The 16,351-nt window shown below is 70.8% G+C and carries 16 protein-coding genes; 1 reads left to right on the top strand and 15 read right to left on the bottom strand.

Translation table 11 applies throughout. The features are described 5' to 3' along the window. The 15 genes from ACWCP2_RS37050 to pyrR form a co-directional block, all read right to left on the bottom strand. The coding region (locus ACWCP2_RS37050) for an S-adenosylmethionine synthetase N-terminal domain-containing protein (protein WP_164496454.1) at positions 1-108 on the bottom strand (108 nt) is incomplete at its 3' end. 196 nt (positions 109-304) lie between these two features. Continuing rightward, positions 305-1,519 carry a bifunctional phosphopantothenoylcysteine decarboxylase/phosphopantothenate--cysteine ligase CoaBC gene (gene coaBC, locus ACWCP2_RS37045; RefSeq protein WP_250741334.1) on the bottom strand — a complete coding sequence of 405 codons (1,215 nt, stop codon included), beginning with the start codon at positions 1,517-1,519 and terminating at the stop codon, positions 305-307. A gap of 111 nt (positions 1,520-1,630) precedes the next feature. Next, positions 1,631-1,903, bottom strand: a complete 273-nt coding sequence (gene rpoZ / locus ACWCP2_RS37040) for a DNA-directed RNA polymerase subunit omega (protein ID WP_004948662.1) — start codon at positions 1,901-1,903, stop codon at positions 1,631-1,633. Between the two features lie 81 nt (positions 1,904-1,984). Beyond that, positions 1,985-2,548 carry a guanylate kinase gene (gmk, locus tag ACWCP2_RS37035; RefSeq protein ID WP_243334346.1) on the bottom strand — a complete coding sequence of 188 codons (564 nt, stop codon included), beginning with the start codon at positions 2,546-2,548 and terminating at the stop codon, positions 1,985-1,987. 61 nt (positions 2,549-2,609) lie between these two features. After that, entirely contained in the window at positions 2,610-2,933 is a 324-nt protein-coding gene (gene mihF, locus ACWCP2_RS37030) for an integration host factor, actinobacterial type (protein WP_243334344.1), read from the bottom strand. A 245-nt stretch (positions 2,934-3,178) separates the two neighbouring features. Further along, positions 3,179-4,162: a dihydroorotate dehydrogenase gene (locus ACWCP2_RS37025; RefSeq protein WP_450912932.1), complete on the bottom strand. Its 984-nt coding sequence runs from the start codon at positions 4,160-4,162 to the stop codon at positions 3,179-3,181. Further along, positions 4,162-5,016: a dihydroorotate dehydrogenase electron transfer subunit gene (locus ACWCP2_RS37020; RefSeq protein WP_450912931.1), complete on the bottom strand. Its 855-nt coding sequence runs from the start codon at positions 5,014-5,016 to the stop codon at positions 4,162-4,164. The genes ACWCP2_RS37025 and ACWCP2_RS37020 overlap by 1 nt, the downstream gene beginning before the upstream one ends. Before the next feature lie 346 nt (positions 5,017-5,362). After that, entirely contained in the window at positions 5,363-6,205 is an 843-nt protein-coding gene (gene pyrF / locus ACWCP2_RS37015) for an orotidine-5'-phosphate decarboxylase (protein WP_450912930.1), read from the bottom strand. After that, the gene (locus ACWCP2_RS37010; RefSeq protein WP_450912929.1) at positions 6,202-7,311 is read right to left on the bottom strand and encodes a quinone-dependent dihydroorotate dehydrogenase; all 1,110 of its coding nucleotides are present in this window, start codon (positions 7,309-7,311) and stop codon (positions 6,202-6,204) included. The genes pyrF and ACWCP2_RS37010 overlap by 4 nt, the downstream gene beginning before the upstream one ends. A 79-nt stretch (positions 7,312-7,390) precedes the next feature. Next, on the bottom strand, positions 7,391-10,699 hold the full coding sequence (gene carB, locus ACWCP2_RS37005; protein WP_450912928.1) for a carbamoyl-phosphate synthase large subunit: 3,309 nt from the start codon (positions 10,697-10,699) through the stop codon (positions 7,391-7,393). After that, a complete protein-coding gene (gene carA, locus ACWCP2_RS37000) occupies positions 10,692-11,840 on the bottom strand; it encodes a glutamine-hydrolyzing carbamoyl-phosphate synthase small subunit (RefSeq protein ID WP_450912927.1) in 1,149 nt (382 codons plus the stop codon). The genes carB and carA overlap by 8 nt, the downstream gene beginning before the upstream one ends. Next, positions 11,837-12,421 carry a PH-like domain-containing protein gene (locus tag ACWCP2_RS36995; RefSeq protein ID WP_450912926.1) on the bottom strand — a complete coding sequence of 195 codons (585 nt, stop codon included), beginning with the start codon at positions 12,419-12,421 and terminating at the stop codon, positions 11,837-11,839. The genes carA and ACWCP2_RS36995 overlap by 4 nt, the downstream gene beginning before the upstream one ends. Then, positions 12,418-13,704, bottom strand: a complete 1,287-nt coding sequence (locus ACWCP2_RS36990) for a dihydroorotase (protein ID WP_450912925.1) — start codon at positions 13,702-13,704, stop codon at positions 12,418-12,420. Before ACWCP2_RS36990 ends, ACWCP2_RS36995 begins: the two co-directional genes overlap by 4 nt. 2 nt (positions 13,705-13,706) lie before the next feature. Beyond that, positions 13,707-14,696 (bottom strand): aspartate carbamoyltransferase catalytic subunit, encoded by a 990-nt coding sequence (locus ACWCP2_RS36985; RefSeq protein ID WP_450912924.1) that lies wholly within the window; start codon positions 14,694-14,696, stop codon positions 13,707-13,709. A gap of 177 nt (positions 14,697-14,873) precedes the next feature. Further along, positions 14,874-15,479, bottom strand: a complete 606-nt coding sequence (gene pyrR, locus ACWCP2_RS36980; RefSeq protein ID WP_450912923.1) for a bifunctional pyr operon transcriptional regulator/uracil phosphoribosyltransferase PyrR — start codon at positions 15,477-15,479, stop codon at positions 14,874-14,876. A gap of 240 nt (positions 15,480-15,719) precedes the next feature. Between pyrR and bldD the strand changes: the two genes are divergently transcribed. Next, positions 15,720-16,220: a transcriptional regulator BldD gene (gene bldD / locus ACWCP2_RS36975; protein ID WP_069929708.1), complete on the top strand. Its 501-nt coding sequence runs from the start codon at positions 15,720-15,722 to the stop codon at positions 16,218-16,220. Positions 16,221-16,351 lie beyond the last annotated feature (131 nt).

The following is a 16,351-nucleotide window of genomic DNA, read 5'->3' as shown; positions in this document are numbered from 1 at the left end:
GGGGTCCTCGGTGAGGAGCGCGTCGAGAATGGTGTCGCTGATCTGGTCAGCGATCTTGTCGGGGTGACCCTCGGTCACAGACTCCGAGGTGAACAGGCGACGGGACACAACGCTCCCTGGGGTTGCAGCGGCTGCTGGCTGAAATTTTCGGTGGAACGACATCGGAGGCTGCGCCCGATCACGTTCCGGCTGCAGTTTATCGGTCGCCACCGTTCGCAGGACCACCCGTCTCGCCCTATGGGAGCCGTGTGACCTGCGACACTCCATTCTTACCCAAGGATGACCCTGCGGAAAGGGCCTCCGCTCAGGCGCGTCGCGCCGCGAGTCGCGGTGCCACCTGGTCCCAAATGACGTCCGCCAGCGATTCCTTCGGACCGTAGGGCACGGCCAGCTCGCTTCCGTCGGAGGACAGGATGACCGCCTCGTTCTCCTCGGAACCAAAGGTCTTGGCCTCGCCCACCTCGTTCACGACGAGAAGGTCACACCCCTTGCGGAGGAGCTTGCTCCGCCCGTTGGCGAGGACGTCGTCGGTCTCGGCGGCGAATCCGACCACCACCTGGCCCTCCCGGGCCCGGTCGGCGGAAATCTCCGCGAGAATGTCCGGATTCCGTACGAGGGTGACTGGTGCGGGCTCCTGCCCGTCCTTCTTCTTGATCTTCCCGCCGGCGTACTCGGCCGGCCGGAAATCGGCCACGGCCGCGGCCATCACCACCGCGTCGGCGTCCGCGGCGGCCTTGAGCACGGCCTCGCGCAGCTGCAGGGCCGTCCCGACCCGTACGAGGTCCACCCCGGCGGGGTCGGCCAGCGCGGTGTTGGCGGAGACCAGGGTGACGCGGGCCCCGCGGGCGACCGCGGTACGGGCGAGGGCGTAGCCCTGCTTGCCGGAGGAGCGGTTTCCGAGGAAGCGGACCGGGTCCAGCGGCTCGCGGGTGCCACCGGCACTGATCACCACGTGCCGGCCGGCGAGGTCGGGCTCGGCCACCCCGCGCGCCAGGACCCTGGTGCACACCTCGAAGATCTCCTCGGGGTCGGGCAGCCGCCCCTTGCCGGTGTCCTTGCCGGTGAGCCGGCCGACCGCCGGCTCGATGACCACGGCGCCGCGGCGGCGCAGCGTGGCGACGTTCTCCTGGGTCGCCGGGTGCTCCCACATCTCGGTGTGCATCGCAGGTGCGAACACCACGGGGCAGCGTGCGGTGAGCAGGGTGTTGGTGAGCAGGTCGTCGGCCAGCCCGTGGGCGGCCTTGGCGAGCATGTCGGCCGTGGCCGGGGCGACGACGACGAGGTCGGCGCTCTGGCCGATGCGCACGTGCGGGACCTCGTGGACGCTCTCCCAGACCTCGGTGGAGGCCGGGTTCCCCGAGAGGGCGGCCCAGGTGGCCTCCCCGACGAAGTTCAGGGACGCCGCCGTCGGCACCACGCGGACGTCGTGCCCGGACTCGGTCAGCCGGCGCAGCAGCTCGCACGCCTTGTAAGCGGCGATCCCGCCACTGACTCCGAGCACGACCTTCGGCTTACCCACCACACACGCCCCTTCGGCTGACTGCGACGACTGACTGCGACGACACCTCTATGACACACCACAGGCCCGGCAGATGTTCTGCCGGGCCTGTGGTGAAAGGACACTCGTGCCTTACTGAGCCGGGGCCTCGATGGCCTCGGAGGTCAGCAGACCCGCGTTGATCTCGCGCAGCGCGATCGAAAGCGGCTTCTCGTGGACGTGGGTGTCCACCAGCGGGCCGACGTACTCGAGCAGGCCCTCACCGAGCTGCGAGTAGTACGCGTTGATCTGACGCGCGCGCTTGGCCGCGTAGATCACGAGGCTGTACTTCGAGTCCGTGGCCTCGAGCAGCTCGTCGATCGGCGGGTTGATGATGCCCTCGGGCGCAGTAATGGAAGAGGACACGCTCTACCTTCCGAAGATGGGGAAAAACCTAGACGCTGCCGAATTTCGGACCGCCCGGACCGGTTGAACACCGGTCAACGATCAGACGACATTCATCAAGGCTAGCAGCTCGCGCGCGACGTCCTCGACCGAGGTGTTGACCAGGGTGGTGTCGAACTCGGATTCGGCAGCAAGTTCGATCTTGGCGGCGCCGAGCCTGCGCTCGACGACCTCCGCCGTTTCGGTGCCCCGGCCGGTGAGCCGGCGGACCAGCTCGTCCCAGCTCGGAGGAGCCAGGAAGACCAGCTGTGCCTCGGACATGGACTCGCGTACGAGCCGTGCGCCCTGGAGATCGATCTCCAGCAGGACCGGCTCGCCGTTCTCCAGGCGTTCCAGCACTGCGCCGCGCGGTGTGCCGTAGCGGTTGCCCGCGAACTCGGCCCACTCCAGCAGCTCGCCATTGGCGATCAGCTTGTCGAACTCGTCGTCGTTGACGAAGAAGTAGTGGACTCCGTGTCGCTCACCGGGCCGCGGCTTGCGGGTGGTGGCCGACACCGAGAGCCAGACCTCGGGGTGAACCTTGCGCATATGCGCGACGACCGTGCTCTTGCCGACCCCCGAGGGGCCGGAGAGCACGGTCAGCCGCGGACGAACCTCTGCTGCCATAGAGCGATTATCCAGCTTCTCGGGACTGCCTGAGAACGCCGGGAGAACTTCGGACGACGCCTTAGGCGGCGTTGCCGCCGAACTCGCGCTCCAGAGAGGCGATCTGGTTGGAACCGAGACCTCGGACACGCCGGGACTCGGAGATGCCGAGGCGCTCCATGAGCTGCTTGGCGCGCACCTTGCCGACGCCGGGCAGGGACTCCAGGAGAGCGGAAACCTTCATCTTGCCGATGACGTCGTTCTCCTGCCCCAGCTTGATGACGTCGTGCAAGGAGGCGCCGGAGTGCTTGAGTCGATTCTTCACCTCGGCCCGCTCCCGGCGAGCCGCGGCGGCCTTTTCGAGCGCTGCTGCGCGCTGTTCAGGGGTAAGGGGCGGAAGAGCCACGCCTACGTCACCTCGGATGTCGAACTGTCGGATACGGACCAGTGAAATGCCGGAAGGCATCACACCAGGCGAGCCCCCGAACAGCGGTGGTGCTCGATCGCTGCTCGTTCACTCTGCTCGGAGACTAGCGGCCATGACCGCTCCAGTCAGCGAGAACGGACGAAAAGTCCTGGTCAGCCTCCACTGAACCGTACATCACGGACAAACCACCCCGGATTTGTCCGGTGAAAGACGTTCGAATTTCGTCAGAGGGTGCGATGAGCGAGCCCGACGGCGTCCTCGAACGCCCCGATCCCGCGTGCGGCGAGTGCCGCGCGCAGGTCGTCGCGGATCCGCAGCGGCGCGGACGGATCGTTGAACAGGGCCGTTCCCACCGCCACCCCCGAGGCCCCCGCGAGGACGAATTCGAGCGCGTCCCGGCCGGAGGCGATCCCGCCCATTCCGAGGACGGGGACCCGCCGGACGGCGCCCGCCAGCATCGCCGCGTGCACCTGGAAGACGCAGCGGACGGCGACGGGCCGGATCGCCGGGCCGGAGAGGCCCCCGGTGACCCCGGCGAGGGCCGGGCGCATGGTGTCGGTGTCGACGCTCATCCCGAGGACGGTGTTGATCATCGAGAGCCCGTCGGCGCCCGCCTCCGTACAGGCGGCCGCGATGTCCGTGATCCGCGTCACGTCGGGGGTCAGCTTGGCGTAGACGGGCAGCGCGGGGTCGGCCGCCGCCCTGACGGCCTTGACCACGTCGAAGGAGGCGTCGGCGTCGCAGGCGAAGACGAGACCGCGGTTCGCGACGTTGGGGCAGGAGATGTTCGCCTCGATGCCGACCACGCCGGGCCGGCCGGTCAGCCGGGCGGCCGCCTCGGCGAACTCCTCCGTACGCTCCCCCGCGACCGATACGAGCACCCGTGCCCCGTGCTCGGCCAGCCAGGGCAGTTCGTGCTCGACGAAGTGGTCGATGCCGGAGCCCTGGAGCCCGATGGAGTTCAGCATCCCGCTGGGGGTCTCGGCCATCCGGGGCGTGGCCCGGCCCGAGCGGACGTACGGCATCACGGTCTTGGTGGTGATGGTGCCGAGCTCGTGCAGGGGGGTGAACCGGTGCAGCTCGCGGCCGTAGCCGGCGCAGCCGGAGGCCGTGGAGACGGGGTTGGGGAGGGTGACGTGCGCGCCGAGGGGCGCGGACATGTCGACGTCTTCGGGGTCCATGGGCTCCATGGGGTCCACGCGATGCATCACCGGCTCGCCTTCGGGGTCATGGCGGCTGCGCCTTCGAGGTCCTCGGGCAGGGTTCCGGCGTCGTCCCAGCGGACGGTGGTGCCGTCGAAAACGGGGCCGGATGTGCAGGAGCGAAGGAAACGGGTGACGCCGTCGGGGCCGGTGACGGGCAGGACGCAGCTCATGCAGATCCCGATGCCGCAGGCCATGGCCTCCTCGACGGCGGTGTAGCTGGCGGCTCCGGCCGCGGTGGCGATCTCCGTGACGGCCTTGAGCATGCCCATCGGACCGCAGGAGTGGACCTCGGTGGCACCGGTCACGGTGATGGCCTCGGCGAGGGCGTCGGTCACCCGGCCCCGCCGGCCGGCGGAACCGTCGTCCGTGACCACGTACACGTGCGCGGCGAGGGCCGCGGCCCGCTCCACCCCGAACAGCCGGTCCGCGCCGGCCGCGCCGAGCACGAAGGCGACCCGGCCGCCGCGCGCGAGGATCTCCTCGGCGAGGGCGAACATCGGAGCGCTGCCGTAGCCGCCGGCGACGAGCACCGCGCCGACCGGGCCGTCGGGGAGCGGGAAGGGCGTGCCGAGCGGGGCGATGAGGTCGACGGTGTCGCCGGGGCGGTGCGCGGCGAGCGCCCTGGTGCCGCGGCCGGCCTCGGCGAAGACGAACTCGACGGTGCCCTGGTCCGGGTCGGCGCGGTGGATGGAGAAGGCGCGGCGGAGCAGTGTGCTGGAGCCCCGGCCGCCGATGGCCAGGGCGCCGAAATGTCCGGGGCGGACCCCCGTGACGCCGGGGGCGTCGAGGACGAGGCGGTGGTACGCCCCGACGGGCGTGATCCGCCGGATCGTGGCGACTGTCTGTACTGGGGACACGCGGGGCGCTCCGATCGGGGTGAGGGGCATGACCCCCCACCCCATGATCGCGCGGGCCGCCTCCCACCACACCGGTCCGAAGCCCCGACCCTCAGGGCCGTACGCCCTTGCCGCTGGGCGGCGCGGAGGTCCCCTACCCGCCCTTCCGCCGTTCCCCGGGCTCCGCCCGGACCCGTTCCCGGGGGCCGGCCCCGGACCCCCGTTCCTCGAACGGCGGCCACAATCCAGCCCCGCCGGCGTGTGAGGCGCGGGGTCTGGGGCGGAGCCCCAGAAGGGTCCGGGCACAGCCCGGGGAACGGTGGAAGGGCGGGTCGGGGACGGCCCCGCAGGGCTCCGCCTCCGGCCGCTAGACCGCTACCGCGGTGCGGATCTCCTCCGCGAAGGTCCGGGCGGCAGCCCGCAGCGCGCCCGCGTCGGGGCCGTGCCTCAGGACGCCCCGGGACACGTTCGGGACGACGTTGTGGACGGCCGCGCCGAACACCGCCGGGAGGTCCGCCGCGGAAGCGCCCTGCGCCCCGATGCCGGGGGCCAGCAGCGGCCCGTTGATGTCCAGGTCGAAGGAGGACAGGTCCCCCAGCGTCGCCCCGACCACGGCTCCGAAGGAGCCCATCGGGGAGGCTCCGGCGTTCTCCGCCGCCAGGTGCGCCAGCATCGTCGCCCCGATCGTGCGCCCGTCCGCCCGCACCGCCCGCTGGACCTCCGCACCCTCCGGGTTGGAGGTCAGGGCCAGCACGAACAGGCCGGCCCCGGACTCCCGCGCCAGCTCCACCGCGGGGGCGAGGGAGCCGTAGCCGAGGTACGGGGACACCGTCAGCGCGTCGGAGAACAGCGGGGACGAGGGCGAGAGGAAGGTCTCCGCGTACGCGGCCATCGTGGAGCCGATGTCACCGCGCTTGGCGTCCATGACGACCAGCGCGCCCGCCGCGCGCGCGTCGGCCACGGTCTGCTCCAGCACCGCGATCCCGCGCGAGCCGAACCGCTCGAAGAACGCCGCCTGCGGCTTGAAGACGGCGACCGAGTCGGCGAGCGCCTCGACCACCGTGCGGGAGAACCTCTCCAGGCCCGCGATGTCGTCGTTCAGGCCCCAGGAGGCCAGCAGGGCGGCGTGCGGGTCGATGCCGACGCAGAGCGGCCCGCGGGTGTCCATCGCCTCGCGCAGCCGCGTACCGAAGGGAATGACAGAGCTCACAGGGCGGCCTTTCGGGTTTCCGCGCCCACCGCTTCGGCGAGCGTCGCGTACGGGCTGGCGGCCAGACGTGCGGCCAGGCCCTTGTGGATGGCGCGGGCGTAGCAGGGGCCCTCGTAGATGAAGGCGCTGTAGCCCTGGACCAGGCTGGCGCCCGCCAGGATCCGCTGCCAGGCGTCCTCGGCGTTCTCGATGCCGCCGACGCCGACCAGGACCAGGCGGTCGCCGACGCGGGCGTACAGGCGCCGCAGGACCTCCAGCGAGCGCTCCTTGACCGGGGCGCCGGACAGGCCGCCGGTCTCCTTGATCAGCGCGGGGTCGGACTTCAGGCCGAGGCCCTCGCGGGCGATCGTGGTGTTCGTCGCGATGATGCCGTCGAGTCCGAGCTCCAGGGCCAGGTCGGCGACCGCGTCCACGTCCTCGTCGGCGAGGTCCGGGGCGATCTTGACGAGCAGCGGGACGCGCCGGTCGGTGACGACGCGGTCCGCCGCCTCGCGCACGGCGCTCAGCAGGGGCCGCAGCGACTCGGTGGCCTGGAGGTTGCGCAGGCCCGGGGTGTTCGGGGAGGAGACGTTGACGACGAGGTAGTCGGCGTGCCGGGCGAGGCGCTCGGTGGAGGCGACGTAGTCGGCGACGGCCTCCTCCTCGGGGACGACCTTGGTCTTGCCGATGTTGACGCCGACGACGGTCTTGAAGACCGGCGTCCGGGCCGCCAGCCGGTCCGCGACGGCCGCCGAGCCCTCGTTGTTGAAGCCCATGCGGTTGATCAGCGCGCGGTCCGGGACCAGCCGGAAGAGCCGCTTCTTCGGGTTGCCGGGCTGGGCCTCGGCGGTGACGGTGCCGATCTCGATGTGGTCGAAGCCGAGCATCGACATCCCGTCGATGGCGACGGCGTTCTTGTCGAAGCCGGCCGCGAGTCCGAAGGGGCCGTGCATGCGCAGCCCGAGGGCCTCGGTGCGCAGGGAGGCGTACCGGGGGGCCAGGTAGGCGGCGACGAAGGTGCGCAGCACGGGCGTGCGGGCGGCGAGGCGGATCCAGCGGAAGGCCATGTAGTGGGCCTGCTCCGGGTCCATCCGCTTGAAGACGAGGTTGAAGAACAGTTTGTACATCGTCCGGAATATCCCTTTGGCACTCATGAAAGGGGGGACACCGGTCGCTGTCGCCGGTGCCCCCCTTGTCTACGGGCTACTAGTCGCGGGCCGCCGTCAGCCGCTCCGCGTGCTCCTGGAGCGAGCGGACGCCGACGTCGCCGCGGTTGAGCGCGTCGATGCCCTGGACGGCCGCGGCGAGCGCCTGGACCGTGGTGAGGCACGGGACGCCGCGCGCCACCGCGGCCGTACGGATCTCGTAGCCGTCGAGGCGGCCGCCGGTGCCGTACGGGGTGTTGACGATCAGGTCGACCTGGCCGTCGTGGATGAGCTGGACGATGGTCTTCTCGCCGTCCGGGCCCTCGCCCTCGCTGAGCTTGCGCACGACGGTGGCGTTGATGCCGTTGCGGCGCAGGACCTCGGCGGTGCCGGAGGTGGCCATCAGCTCGAAGCCGTGGGCGACGAGCTCGCGCGCCGGGAAGATCATCGTGCGCTTGTCGCGGTTGGCGACGGAGATGAAGGCGCGGCCCTTGGTGGGCAGCGGGCCGTAGGCGCCGGCCTGCGACTTGGCGTACGCCGTGCCGAAGACGGAGTCGATGCCCATGACCTCGCCGGTGGAGCGCATCTCCGGGCCGAGGACGGTGTCGACGCCGCGGCCGTGGATGTCGCGGAAGCGCGACCACGGCATGACGGCCTCCTTGACGGAGATCGGCGCGTCGAGCGGCAGGGTGCCGCCGTCGCCGTTCTTCGGGAGCATGCCCTCTTCGCGGAGCTCGGCGATGGTGGTGCCGAGCGAGATGCGGGCGGCGGCCTTCGCGAGCGGGACCGCGGTCGCCTTCGAGGTGAAGGGGACGGTCCGGGAGGCCCGCGGGTTGGCCTCCAGGACGTAGAGGATGTCGCCCGCCATCGCGAACTGGATGTTGATCAGGCCGCGGACGCCGACGCCCTTGGCGATGGCCTCGGTGGAGGCGCGCAGGCGCTTGATGTCGTAGCCGCCGAGGGTGATCGGGGGCAGGGCGCAGGCCGAGTCGCCGGAGTGGATGCCGGCTTCCTCGATGTGCTCCATGACGCCGCCGAGGTAGAGCTCGGTGCCGTCGTAGAGGGCGTCGACGTCGATCTCGATCGCGTCGTCGAGGAACCGGTCGACCAGCACGGGGCGGGTCGGGGAGATCTCGGTGGACTCGGCGATGTACGAGGACAGCCGGTCCTCGTCGTAGACGATCTCCATGCCGCGGCCGCCGAGCACGTACGAGGGGCGTACGAGGACGGGGTAGCCGATCTCGTCGGCGATGGCCTTGGCGCCGGCGAAGGTGGTGGCGGTGCCGTGCTTGGGGGCGGGCAGGCCGGCCTCGGCGAGGACCTGGCCGAAGGCGCCGCGGTCCTCGGCGGCGTGGATGGCCTCCGGCGGGGTGCCGACGACGGGGACGCCGTTGTCCTTCAGCGCCTGGGCGAGGCCCAGCGGGGTCTGGCCGCCGAGCTGGACGATGACGCCCGCGATCGGGCCCGCGAGGGACTCGGCGTGGACGATCTCCAGCACGTCTTCGAGCGTGAGCGGCTCGAAGTAGAGGCGGTCGGAGGTGTCGTAGTCGGTGGAGACGGTCTCCGGGTTGCAGTTGACCATCACGGTCTCGTAGCCGGCGTCGCTGAGCGCGAAGGAGGCGTGGACGCAGGAGTAGTCGAACTCGATGCCCTGGCCGATGCGGTTCGGGCCGGAGCCCAGGATGATGACCGCGGGCTTCTCGCGCGGGGCGACCTCGGACTCCTCGTCGTAGGAGGAGTAGAAGTACGGGGTCTTCGCGGCGAACTCGGCGGCGCAGGTGTCGACCGTCTTGTAGACCGGGCGGACGCCCAGCGCGTGGCGGACCTCGCGGACGACGTCCTCGCGCAGGCCGCGGATCTCGGCGATCTGGCTGTCGGAGAAGCCGTGGCGCTTGGCCTCCGCGAGCAGCTCGGGGTGGAGCTTGTCGGCGGCGGCCAGCTCGTCCGCGATCTCCTTGATGAGGAAGAGCTGGTCGACGAACCAGGGGTCGATCTTCGTGTACTCGAAGACCTCTTCCTGGGTGGCGCCGGCGCGGATGGCCTGCATGACGGTGTTGATGCGGCCGTCGGTCGGGCGGACCGCGGTGGCCAGGAGCTCTTCCTTGTCGCCGGTGGGGCCGACGAAGGTGAACTGCGAGCCCTTCTTCTCCAGCGAGCGCAGGGCCTTCTGCAGGGCCTCGGTGAAGTTGCGGCCGATGGCCATGGCCTCGCCCACCGACTTCATGGTGGTGGTGAGGGTGGCGTCGGCCAGCGGGAACTTCTCGAAGGCGAAGCGCGGGGCCTTGACGACGACGTAGTCGAGGGACGGCTCGAAGGAGGCCGGCGTCTTCTCGGTGATGTCGTTGGGGACCTCGTCGAGCGTGTAGCCGATGGCCAGCTTGGCGGCGATCTTGGCGATCGGGAAGCCGGTGGCCTTCGACGCGAGCGCGGACGACCGGGACACGCGCGGGTTCATCTCGATGACGATGACGCGGCCGTCGACCGGGTCGATCGCGAACTGGATGTTGCAGCCGCCGGTGTCGACGCCGACCTCGCGGATGATCGCGATGCCGATGTCGCGCAGCCGCTGGTACTCGCGGTCGGTGAGCGTCATCGCCGGGGCGACGGTGATGGAGTCGCCGGTGTGGACGCCCATCGGGTCGAAGTTCTCGATGGAGCAGACGACGACGACGTTGTCCTTGGTGTCGCGCATCAGCTCCAGCTCGTACTCCTTCCAGCCGAGGATGGACTCCTCCAGGAGCACCTCGGTGGTCGGGGAGAGCATGAGGCCCTGGCCGGCGATGCGGCGCAGCTCCTCCTCGTCGTGGGCGAAGCCGGAGCCGGCGCCGCCCATGGTGAAGGAGGGGCGCACGACGACGGGGTAGCCGCCGAGGGTGTCGACGCCCTGGATGACGTCGTCCATCGTGTGGCAGATGACCGAGCGGGCGGACTCGCCGTAGCCGATCTTGGCGCGGACGGCTTCGACGACGCCCTTGAAGAGGTCGCGGTCCTCGCCCTTGTTGATCGCCTCGACGTTGGCGCCGATCAGCTCGACGTCGTACTTCGCCAGCACACCCTGCTCGTGCATGGAGATGGCGGTGTTGAGCGCGGTCTGGCCGCCGAGGGTCGGGAGCAGCGCGTCGGGGCGCTCCTTCGCGATGATCTTCTCGACGAACTCGGGGGTGATCGGCTCGACGTACGTGGCGTCGGCGATCTCCGGGTCGGTCATGATCGTCGCGGGGTTGGAGTTCACCAGGATGACCCGCAGGCCCTCGGCCTTGAGGATGCGGCAGGCCTGGGTCCCGGAGTAGTCGAACTCGGCGGCCTGGCCGATGACGATCGGGCCGGAGCCGATGACCAGGACGGACTGGATATCGGTGCGCTTAGGCACGCTCGGCCTCCATCAGATTTACGAAGCGGTCGAAGAGGTACGCGGCGTCGTGCGGGCCGGCGGCCGCCTCGGGGTGGTACTGGACGGAGAAGGCCGGCTGGTCGAGCAGCTGGAGGCCTTCCACGACGTTGTCGTTGAGGCAGACGTGGGAGACCTCGGCACGGCCGTAGGTGGTCTCGGAGACCTTGTCGAGGGGCGCGTCCACGGCGAAGCCGTGGTTGTGCGCGGTGATCTCGACCTTGCCGGTGGTGCGGTCCTGCACCGGCTGGTTGATGCCGCGGTGGCCGTACTTCAGCTTGTACGTGCCGAAGCCGAGCGCGCGGCCCAGGATCTGGTTGCCGAAGCAGATGCCGAAGAGCGGGGTCTTGCGGGCGAGGACGCCCTGCATGACGGAGACCGCGTGGTCGGCGGTGGCCGGGTCGCCCGGGCCGTTGGAGAAGAACACGCCGTCCGGGCCGACCGCGTAGACGTCCTCGACGGTGGCGGTGGCCGGGAGGACGTGCACCTCGATGCCGCGCTCGGCCATCCGGTGCGGGGTCATGCCCTTGATGCCGAGGTCCACGGCGGCGACGGTGAACTTCTTGGTCCCGATCGCGGGGACGACGTACGTCTCCTTGGTGGCGACCTCGGCGGAGAGGTCGGCGCCCTTCATCTGCGGGGCGGCCTGGACCTTGGCCAGCAGCGCCTCGTCGCGGACGCCCTCCCAGGCCTCGCCCGAGAAGATGCCGACGCGCATGGCGCCGCGCTCGCGCAGGTGGCGGGTGAGGGCGCGGGTGTCGACGCCGGAGATCCCGACGACGCCCTGCTTGACGAGCTCCTCGTCCAGCGAGCGCACGGAGCGCCAGTTGGAGGGGACGCGGGCGGGGTCGCGTACGACGTACCCGGCGACCCAGATGCGGGAGGACTCGGGGTCCTCGTCGTTGACGCCGGTGTTGCCCACGTGCGGGGCGGTCATCACGACGACCTGCCGGTGGTACGACGGGTCGGTGAGGGTCTCCTGGTAGCCGGTCATGCCGGTGGAGAACACGGCCTCGCCGAAGGTCTCCCCCACAGCGCCGTAGGCGCGGCCGCGGAAGATCCGGCCGTCCTCCAGGACGAGTACGGCGGGAGCTTTGGCTGCTCCCCTGGTGGAGGTCGTCATCGTTCGGCGCCTTCCGTCGTGGTGAGTGAGTGGTTCATGTCGTTGATCGCTTCGACCCATGCGGCGTGTTCGGCCGCGCGGTCGGAGCGGAATCCGGAGTCGATCAGCCTGTCGCCGTGCGCCCATGTGACGACGAGGAGACCGCCTTCGGTGAGTACCTTGCCCGCGATCCCCTTGTCGAGGCGGGCGCCGCGCAGCTGCTCGGCCGGTACGAAGAAGTCGGTGGCACCCGGACGGACCACGTCGAGGCCCGCGTCGGTGAGCGTGAGCTCGACCCGGCTGCGGACGCCCAGTCCGTGGGCGACGATCCGGTCGAGCCACTGTCCGGCGGTGGTGGACCCGTGGTACCGGCCGGTCAGGGCCAGCCGGTGCTCGGGGAGACCGCCGGGGGCGGCGGGCAGCTCCGGCAGATCGCTCTGCAGGGTGCCGCGCCATTTCCAGCCCTGCCGCATCAGCCAGTACACGAAGGCGATGAAGACGAGCAGACCGATCACCCACGCGATGCGGGCGCCCCAGTCCGTCACCTCCGCCGACTGTCGTTCGGCGGCCTCGGCGGCCAGTTGGATTACTGCAGGTGTCACGCCAGCGTCCCGTCCACGACCGTTGCCCGGCCCCGCAGGAAGGTGTGAGTGACGCGCCCCGGCAGCTCACGGCCCTCGTAAGGCGTGTTGCGGCTGCGGGAGGCGAAGTGTGCGGGGTCCACGACACCACGGTACGAGGTATCGACCAAGGTCAGGTTCGCGGGTTCACCTGCCGAGACGGGGCGTCCGTGGTTCGGAAGGCCGCCGATGCGCGCCGGGGCGAAGGACATCCGCTCGGCGACGCCCGCCCAGTCGAGCAGTCCGGTCTCCACCATCGTCTGCTGGACGACGGAGAGCGCGGTCTCCAGGCCCACCATGCCCATGGCGGCGGCGGCCCACTCGCAGTCCTTGTCCTCGTGCGGGTGCGGGGCGTGGTCGGTGGCGACGATGTCGATCGTGCCGTCGGCGAGCGCCTCGCGCAGGGCCAGCACGTCGGCCTCGGTGCGCAGCGGCGGGTTGACCTTGTAGACCGGGTTGTACGAGCGCACGAGCTCGTCGGTGAGGAGCAGGTGGTGCGGGGTGACCTCGGCGGTGACGTCGATGCCGCGGGACTTGGCCCAGCGGATGATCTCGACGGAGCCGGCGGTGGAGAGGTGGCAGATGTGGACGCGGGAGCCGACGTGCTCGGCGAGCAGGACGTCGCGGGCGATGACCGATTCCTCGGCGACGGCGGGCCAGCCGCCGAGGCCGAGCTCGGCGGAGACGATGCCCTCGTTCATCTGGGCGCCCTCGGTGAGGCGGGGCTCCTGGGCGTGCTGGGCGACGACGCCGCCGAAGGCCTTCACGTACTCCAGGGCGCGGCGCATGATCACGGCGTCGTCCACGCACTTGCCGTCGTCGGAGAAGACGGTGACGCGGGCAGCGGACTCGTGCATGGCGCCCAGCTCGGAGAGCTGCTTGCCCTCCAGGCCGACGGTGACGGCGCCGATGGGCTGGACGTCGCAGTAGCCGGACTCCTTGCCCAGGCGCCACACCTGCTCGACGACGCCGGCGGTGTCGGCGACGGGGAAGGTGTTGGCCATGGCGAAGACGGCGGTGTAGCCGCCGGAGGCGGCGGCGCGGGTGCCGGTGAGGACGGTCTCGGAGTCCTCGCGGCCGGGCTCGCGCAGGTGGGTGTGGAGGTCGACGAGGCCGGGGAGGAGGACCTGGCCCGCGGCCTCGATGACGACCGCGTCGCCGGCGTCGAGGCCGGTGCCGACGGCGGCGATGGTCTCGCCGTCGATCAGCACGTCCTGGACGTCGCCACCGAGTACCTTCGCGCCACGGATAAGGATCTTGCTCATGGTTACTTGGTCTCCTCGGTGCGGGGCGTGCTGGCGGTGGTGACGGCGGGCTCGGAGCCTCCGAGCAGCAGGTACAGGACGGCCATCCGGATCGAGACGCCGTTGGTGACCTGCTCGATGACCGTGCAGCGGTCGGAGTCGGCGACCTCGGCGGTGATCTCCATGCCGCGGACCATCGGGCCGGGGTGCATCACGATGGCGTGCTCGGGCATGCGGGCCATCCTGGCGCCGTCCAGGCCGTAGCGGCGGGAGTACTCGCGCTCGGTCGGGAAGAACGCGGCGTTCATCCGCTCGCGCTGCACCCGCAGCATCATGACGGCGTCGGACTTCGGCAGCACCTCGTCCAGGCTGTACGAGATCTCGCACGGCCAGGCCTCGACGCCGACGGGGACCAGGGTGGGCGGGGCCACCAGGGTGACCTCGGCGCCGAGGGTGTGGAGCAGCTGGACGTTGGAGCGGGCGACCCGGCTGTGCAGGACGTCGCCGACGATGGTGATCCGGCGGCCGTTCAGGTCCTTGCCGAGCCCGGCGTCCTTGCCGACCAGGCGGCGGCGCATGGTGAAGGCGTCGAGCAGGGCCTGGGTGGGGTGCTCGTGCGTGCCGTCGCCGGCGTTGATCACCGGGGCGTCGATCCAGCCGGAGGTGGCGAGCCGGTAGGGGGCGCCGGAGGCGTGGTGGCGGATGACGACGGCGTCGACGCCCATGGCCTCCAGGGTCTGGGCGGTGTCCTTGAGGGACTCGCCCTTGGAGACGCTGGAACCCTTGGCCGCGAAGTTGATGACGTCGGCGGAGAGGCGCTTCTCGGCGGCCTCGAAGGAGATCCGGGTCCGGGTCGAGTCCTCGAAGAAGAGGTTGCAGATCGTGCGGCCGCGCAGGGTGGGCAGCTTCTTGATCGGCCGGTCCGCGACGCGGGCCATCTCCTCGGCGGTGTCGAGGATCAGGACGGCGTCGTCGCGCGTGAGATCGGCGGCCGAGATGAGGTGGCGCTTCATCCGGGTGCTCCGTTGGTCGGTGAGTTCAACGCTGTGGTGTGTTCAACGCTGCGGTGAGGTCATGGGCCGTGGTGAGGTCGAGGCCGTGCCGAGGGCTGGGCCGTGCCGAGGGCTGGGCCGTGCCGAGGGCAGAGCAGGCTCCGGCCGGGACCCCGAGGGCCCGGCCGTCGGCGGGGGCTACTGCCCGACGGCTGCCCGGTCGGTCCGCTGGCCGAGCAGCACGGCGTCGCGGCCGTCCTCCTCCTGGACCTGGACCTGGACGTTCTCCCGCAGCGACGTGGGGAGGTTCTTGCCGACGTAGTCGGCGCGGATCGGCAGTTCGCGGTGGCCGCGGTCGACGAGGACCGCGAGCTGCACCGCGCGGGGGCGGCCGAGGTCGCCGAGGGCGTCGAGGGCGGCGCGGATGGTGCGGCCGGAGAAGAGAACGTCGTCGACGAGGACGACCAGGCGGCCGTCGATGTCGTCGCCGGGAATCTCGGTCCGGCCGATCGCGCGGGCCGGCTTCATCCGCAGGTCGTCGCGGTACATGGTGATGTCGAGGGAGCCGACCGGGATCTTCGCACCGGTGATCTCTTCGAGCTTGGCGGCCAGCCGGCGGGCGAGGAACACGCCGCGGGTGGGAATGCCGAGGAGCACCACGTCGTCGGCGCCCTTGGCGCGTTCGACGATCTCGTGGGCGATGCGGGTCAGAACGCGGGCGATGTCCTGCGCTTCGAGCACGGGGCGCATGACGTCGGCATCGGTGCCGGCGTTCCGGGACTGCGGGGAATGCTGGGTGTCCATGAAAAGGACCTCCTTCTCCGCCTCACGGGACGGACCTTAAAGGACGTCGGATGTACGTGTTCCACGGTACCAGGGGGATTCCCGCGACCCGACATCGGGGCAGACCAGGACCCCTCTTACGTGGGCGTCGGAGACCATTCGGCTTGACGCATCCAAGTAACGCTGCGTAACCTCACAGTGAGTTACCAGCCGCGCGGCGGAGCCGCACGTGGTCATGTCGTCACAGCGTCCGGGAGCGTTATGTCCAGCGAATACGCCAAACAGCTCGGGGCCAAGCTCCGCGCCATCCGCACCCAGCAGGGCCTTTCCCTCCATGGTGTCGAGGAGAAGTCCCAGGGCCGGTGGAAGGCCGTGGTGGTCGGTTCTTACGAGCGCGGAGACCGCGCCGTGACCGTCCAGCGTCTCGCCGAGCTGGCGGACTTCTACGGGGTGCCCGTGCAGGAACTGCTGCCCGGTACGACCCCCGGCGGAGCGGCCGAGCCGCCGCCGAAGCTGCGCCTGGACCTGGAGCGCCTCGCCCACGTCCCCGCCGAGAAGGCCGGTCCGCTGCAGCGCTACGCGGCGACCATCCAGAGCCAGCGCGGCGACTACAACGGCAAGGTGCTCTCGATCCGCCAGGACGACCTGCGCACCCTCGCCGTCATCTACGACCAGTCGCCCTCGGTCCTGACCGAGCAGCTCATCAGCTGGGGCGTTCTGGACGCGGACGCGCGCCGTGCGGTGGCGCACGAGGACATCTAGTCCCCAGTCCTCAGCAGAAACGTTTACCGGCCCTGTATCTCCTCGGCCTCCGCCGCCAGGTCGGGCAGGGCGGCGGCGTAGGCATCGGCGAAGGCGGCCAGCTCGCCGTGCCCGTGCCCCGCGGCGTGGCC

The organism is Streptomyces sp. NPDC002104 (assembly GCF_053593795.1).
This window is presented reverse-complemented; position numbering and strand designations above follow the sequence as displayed.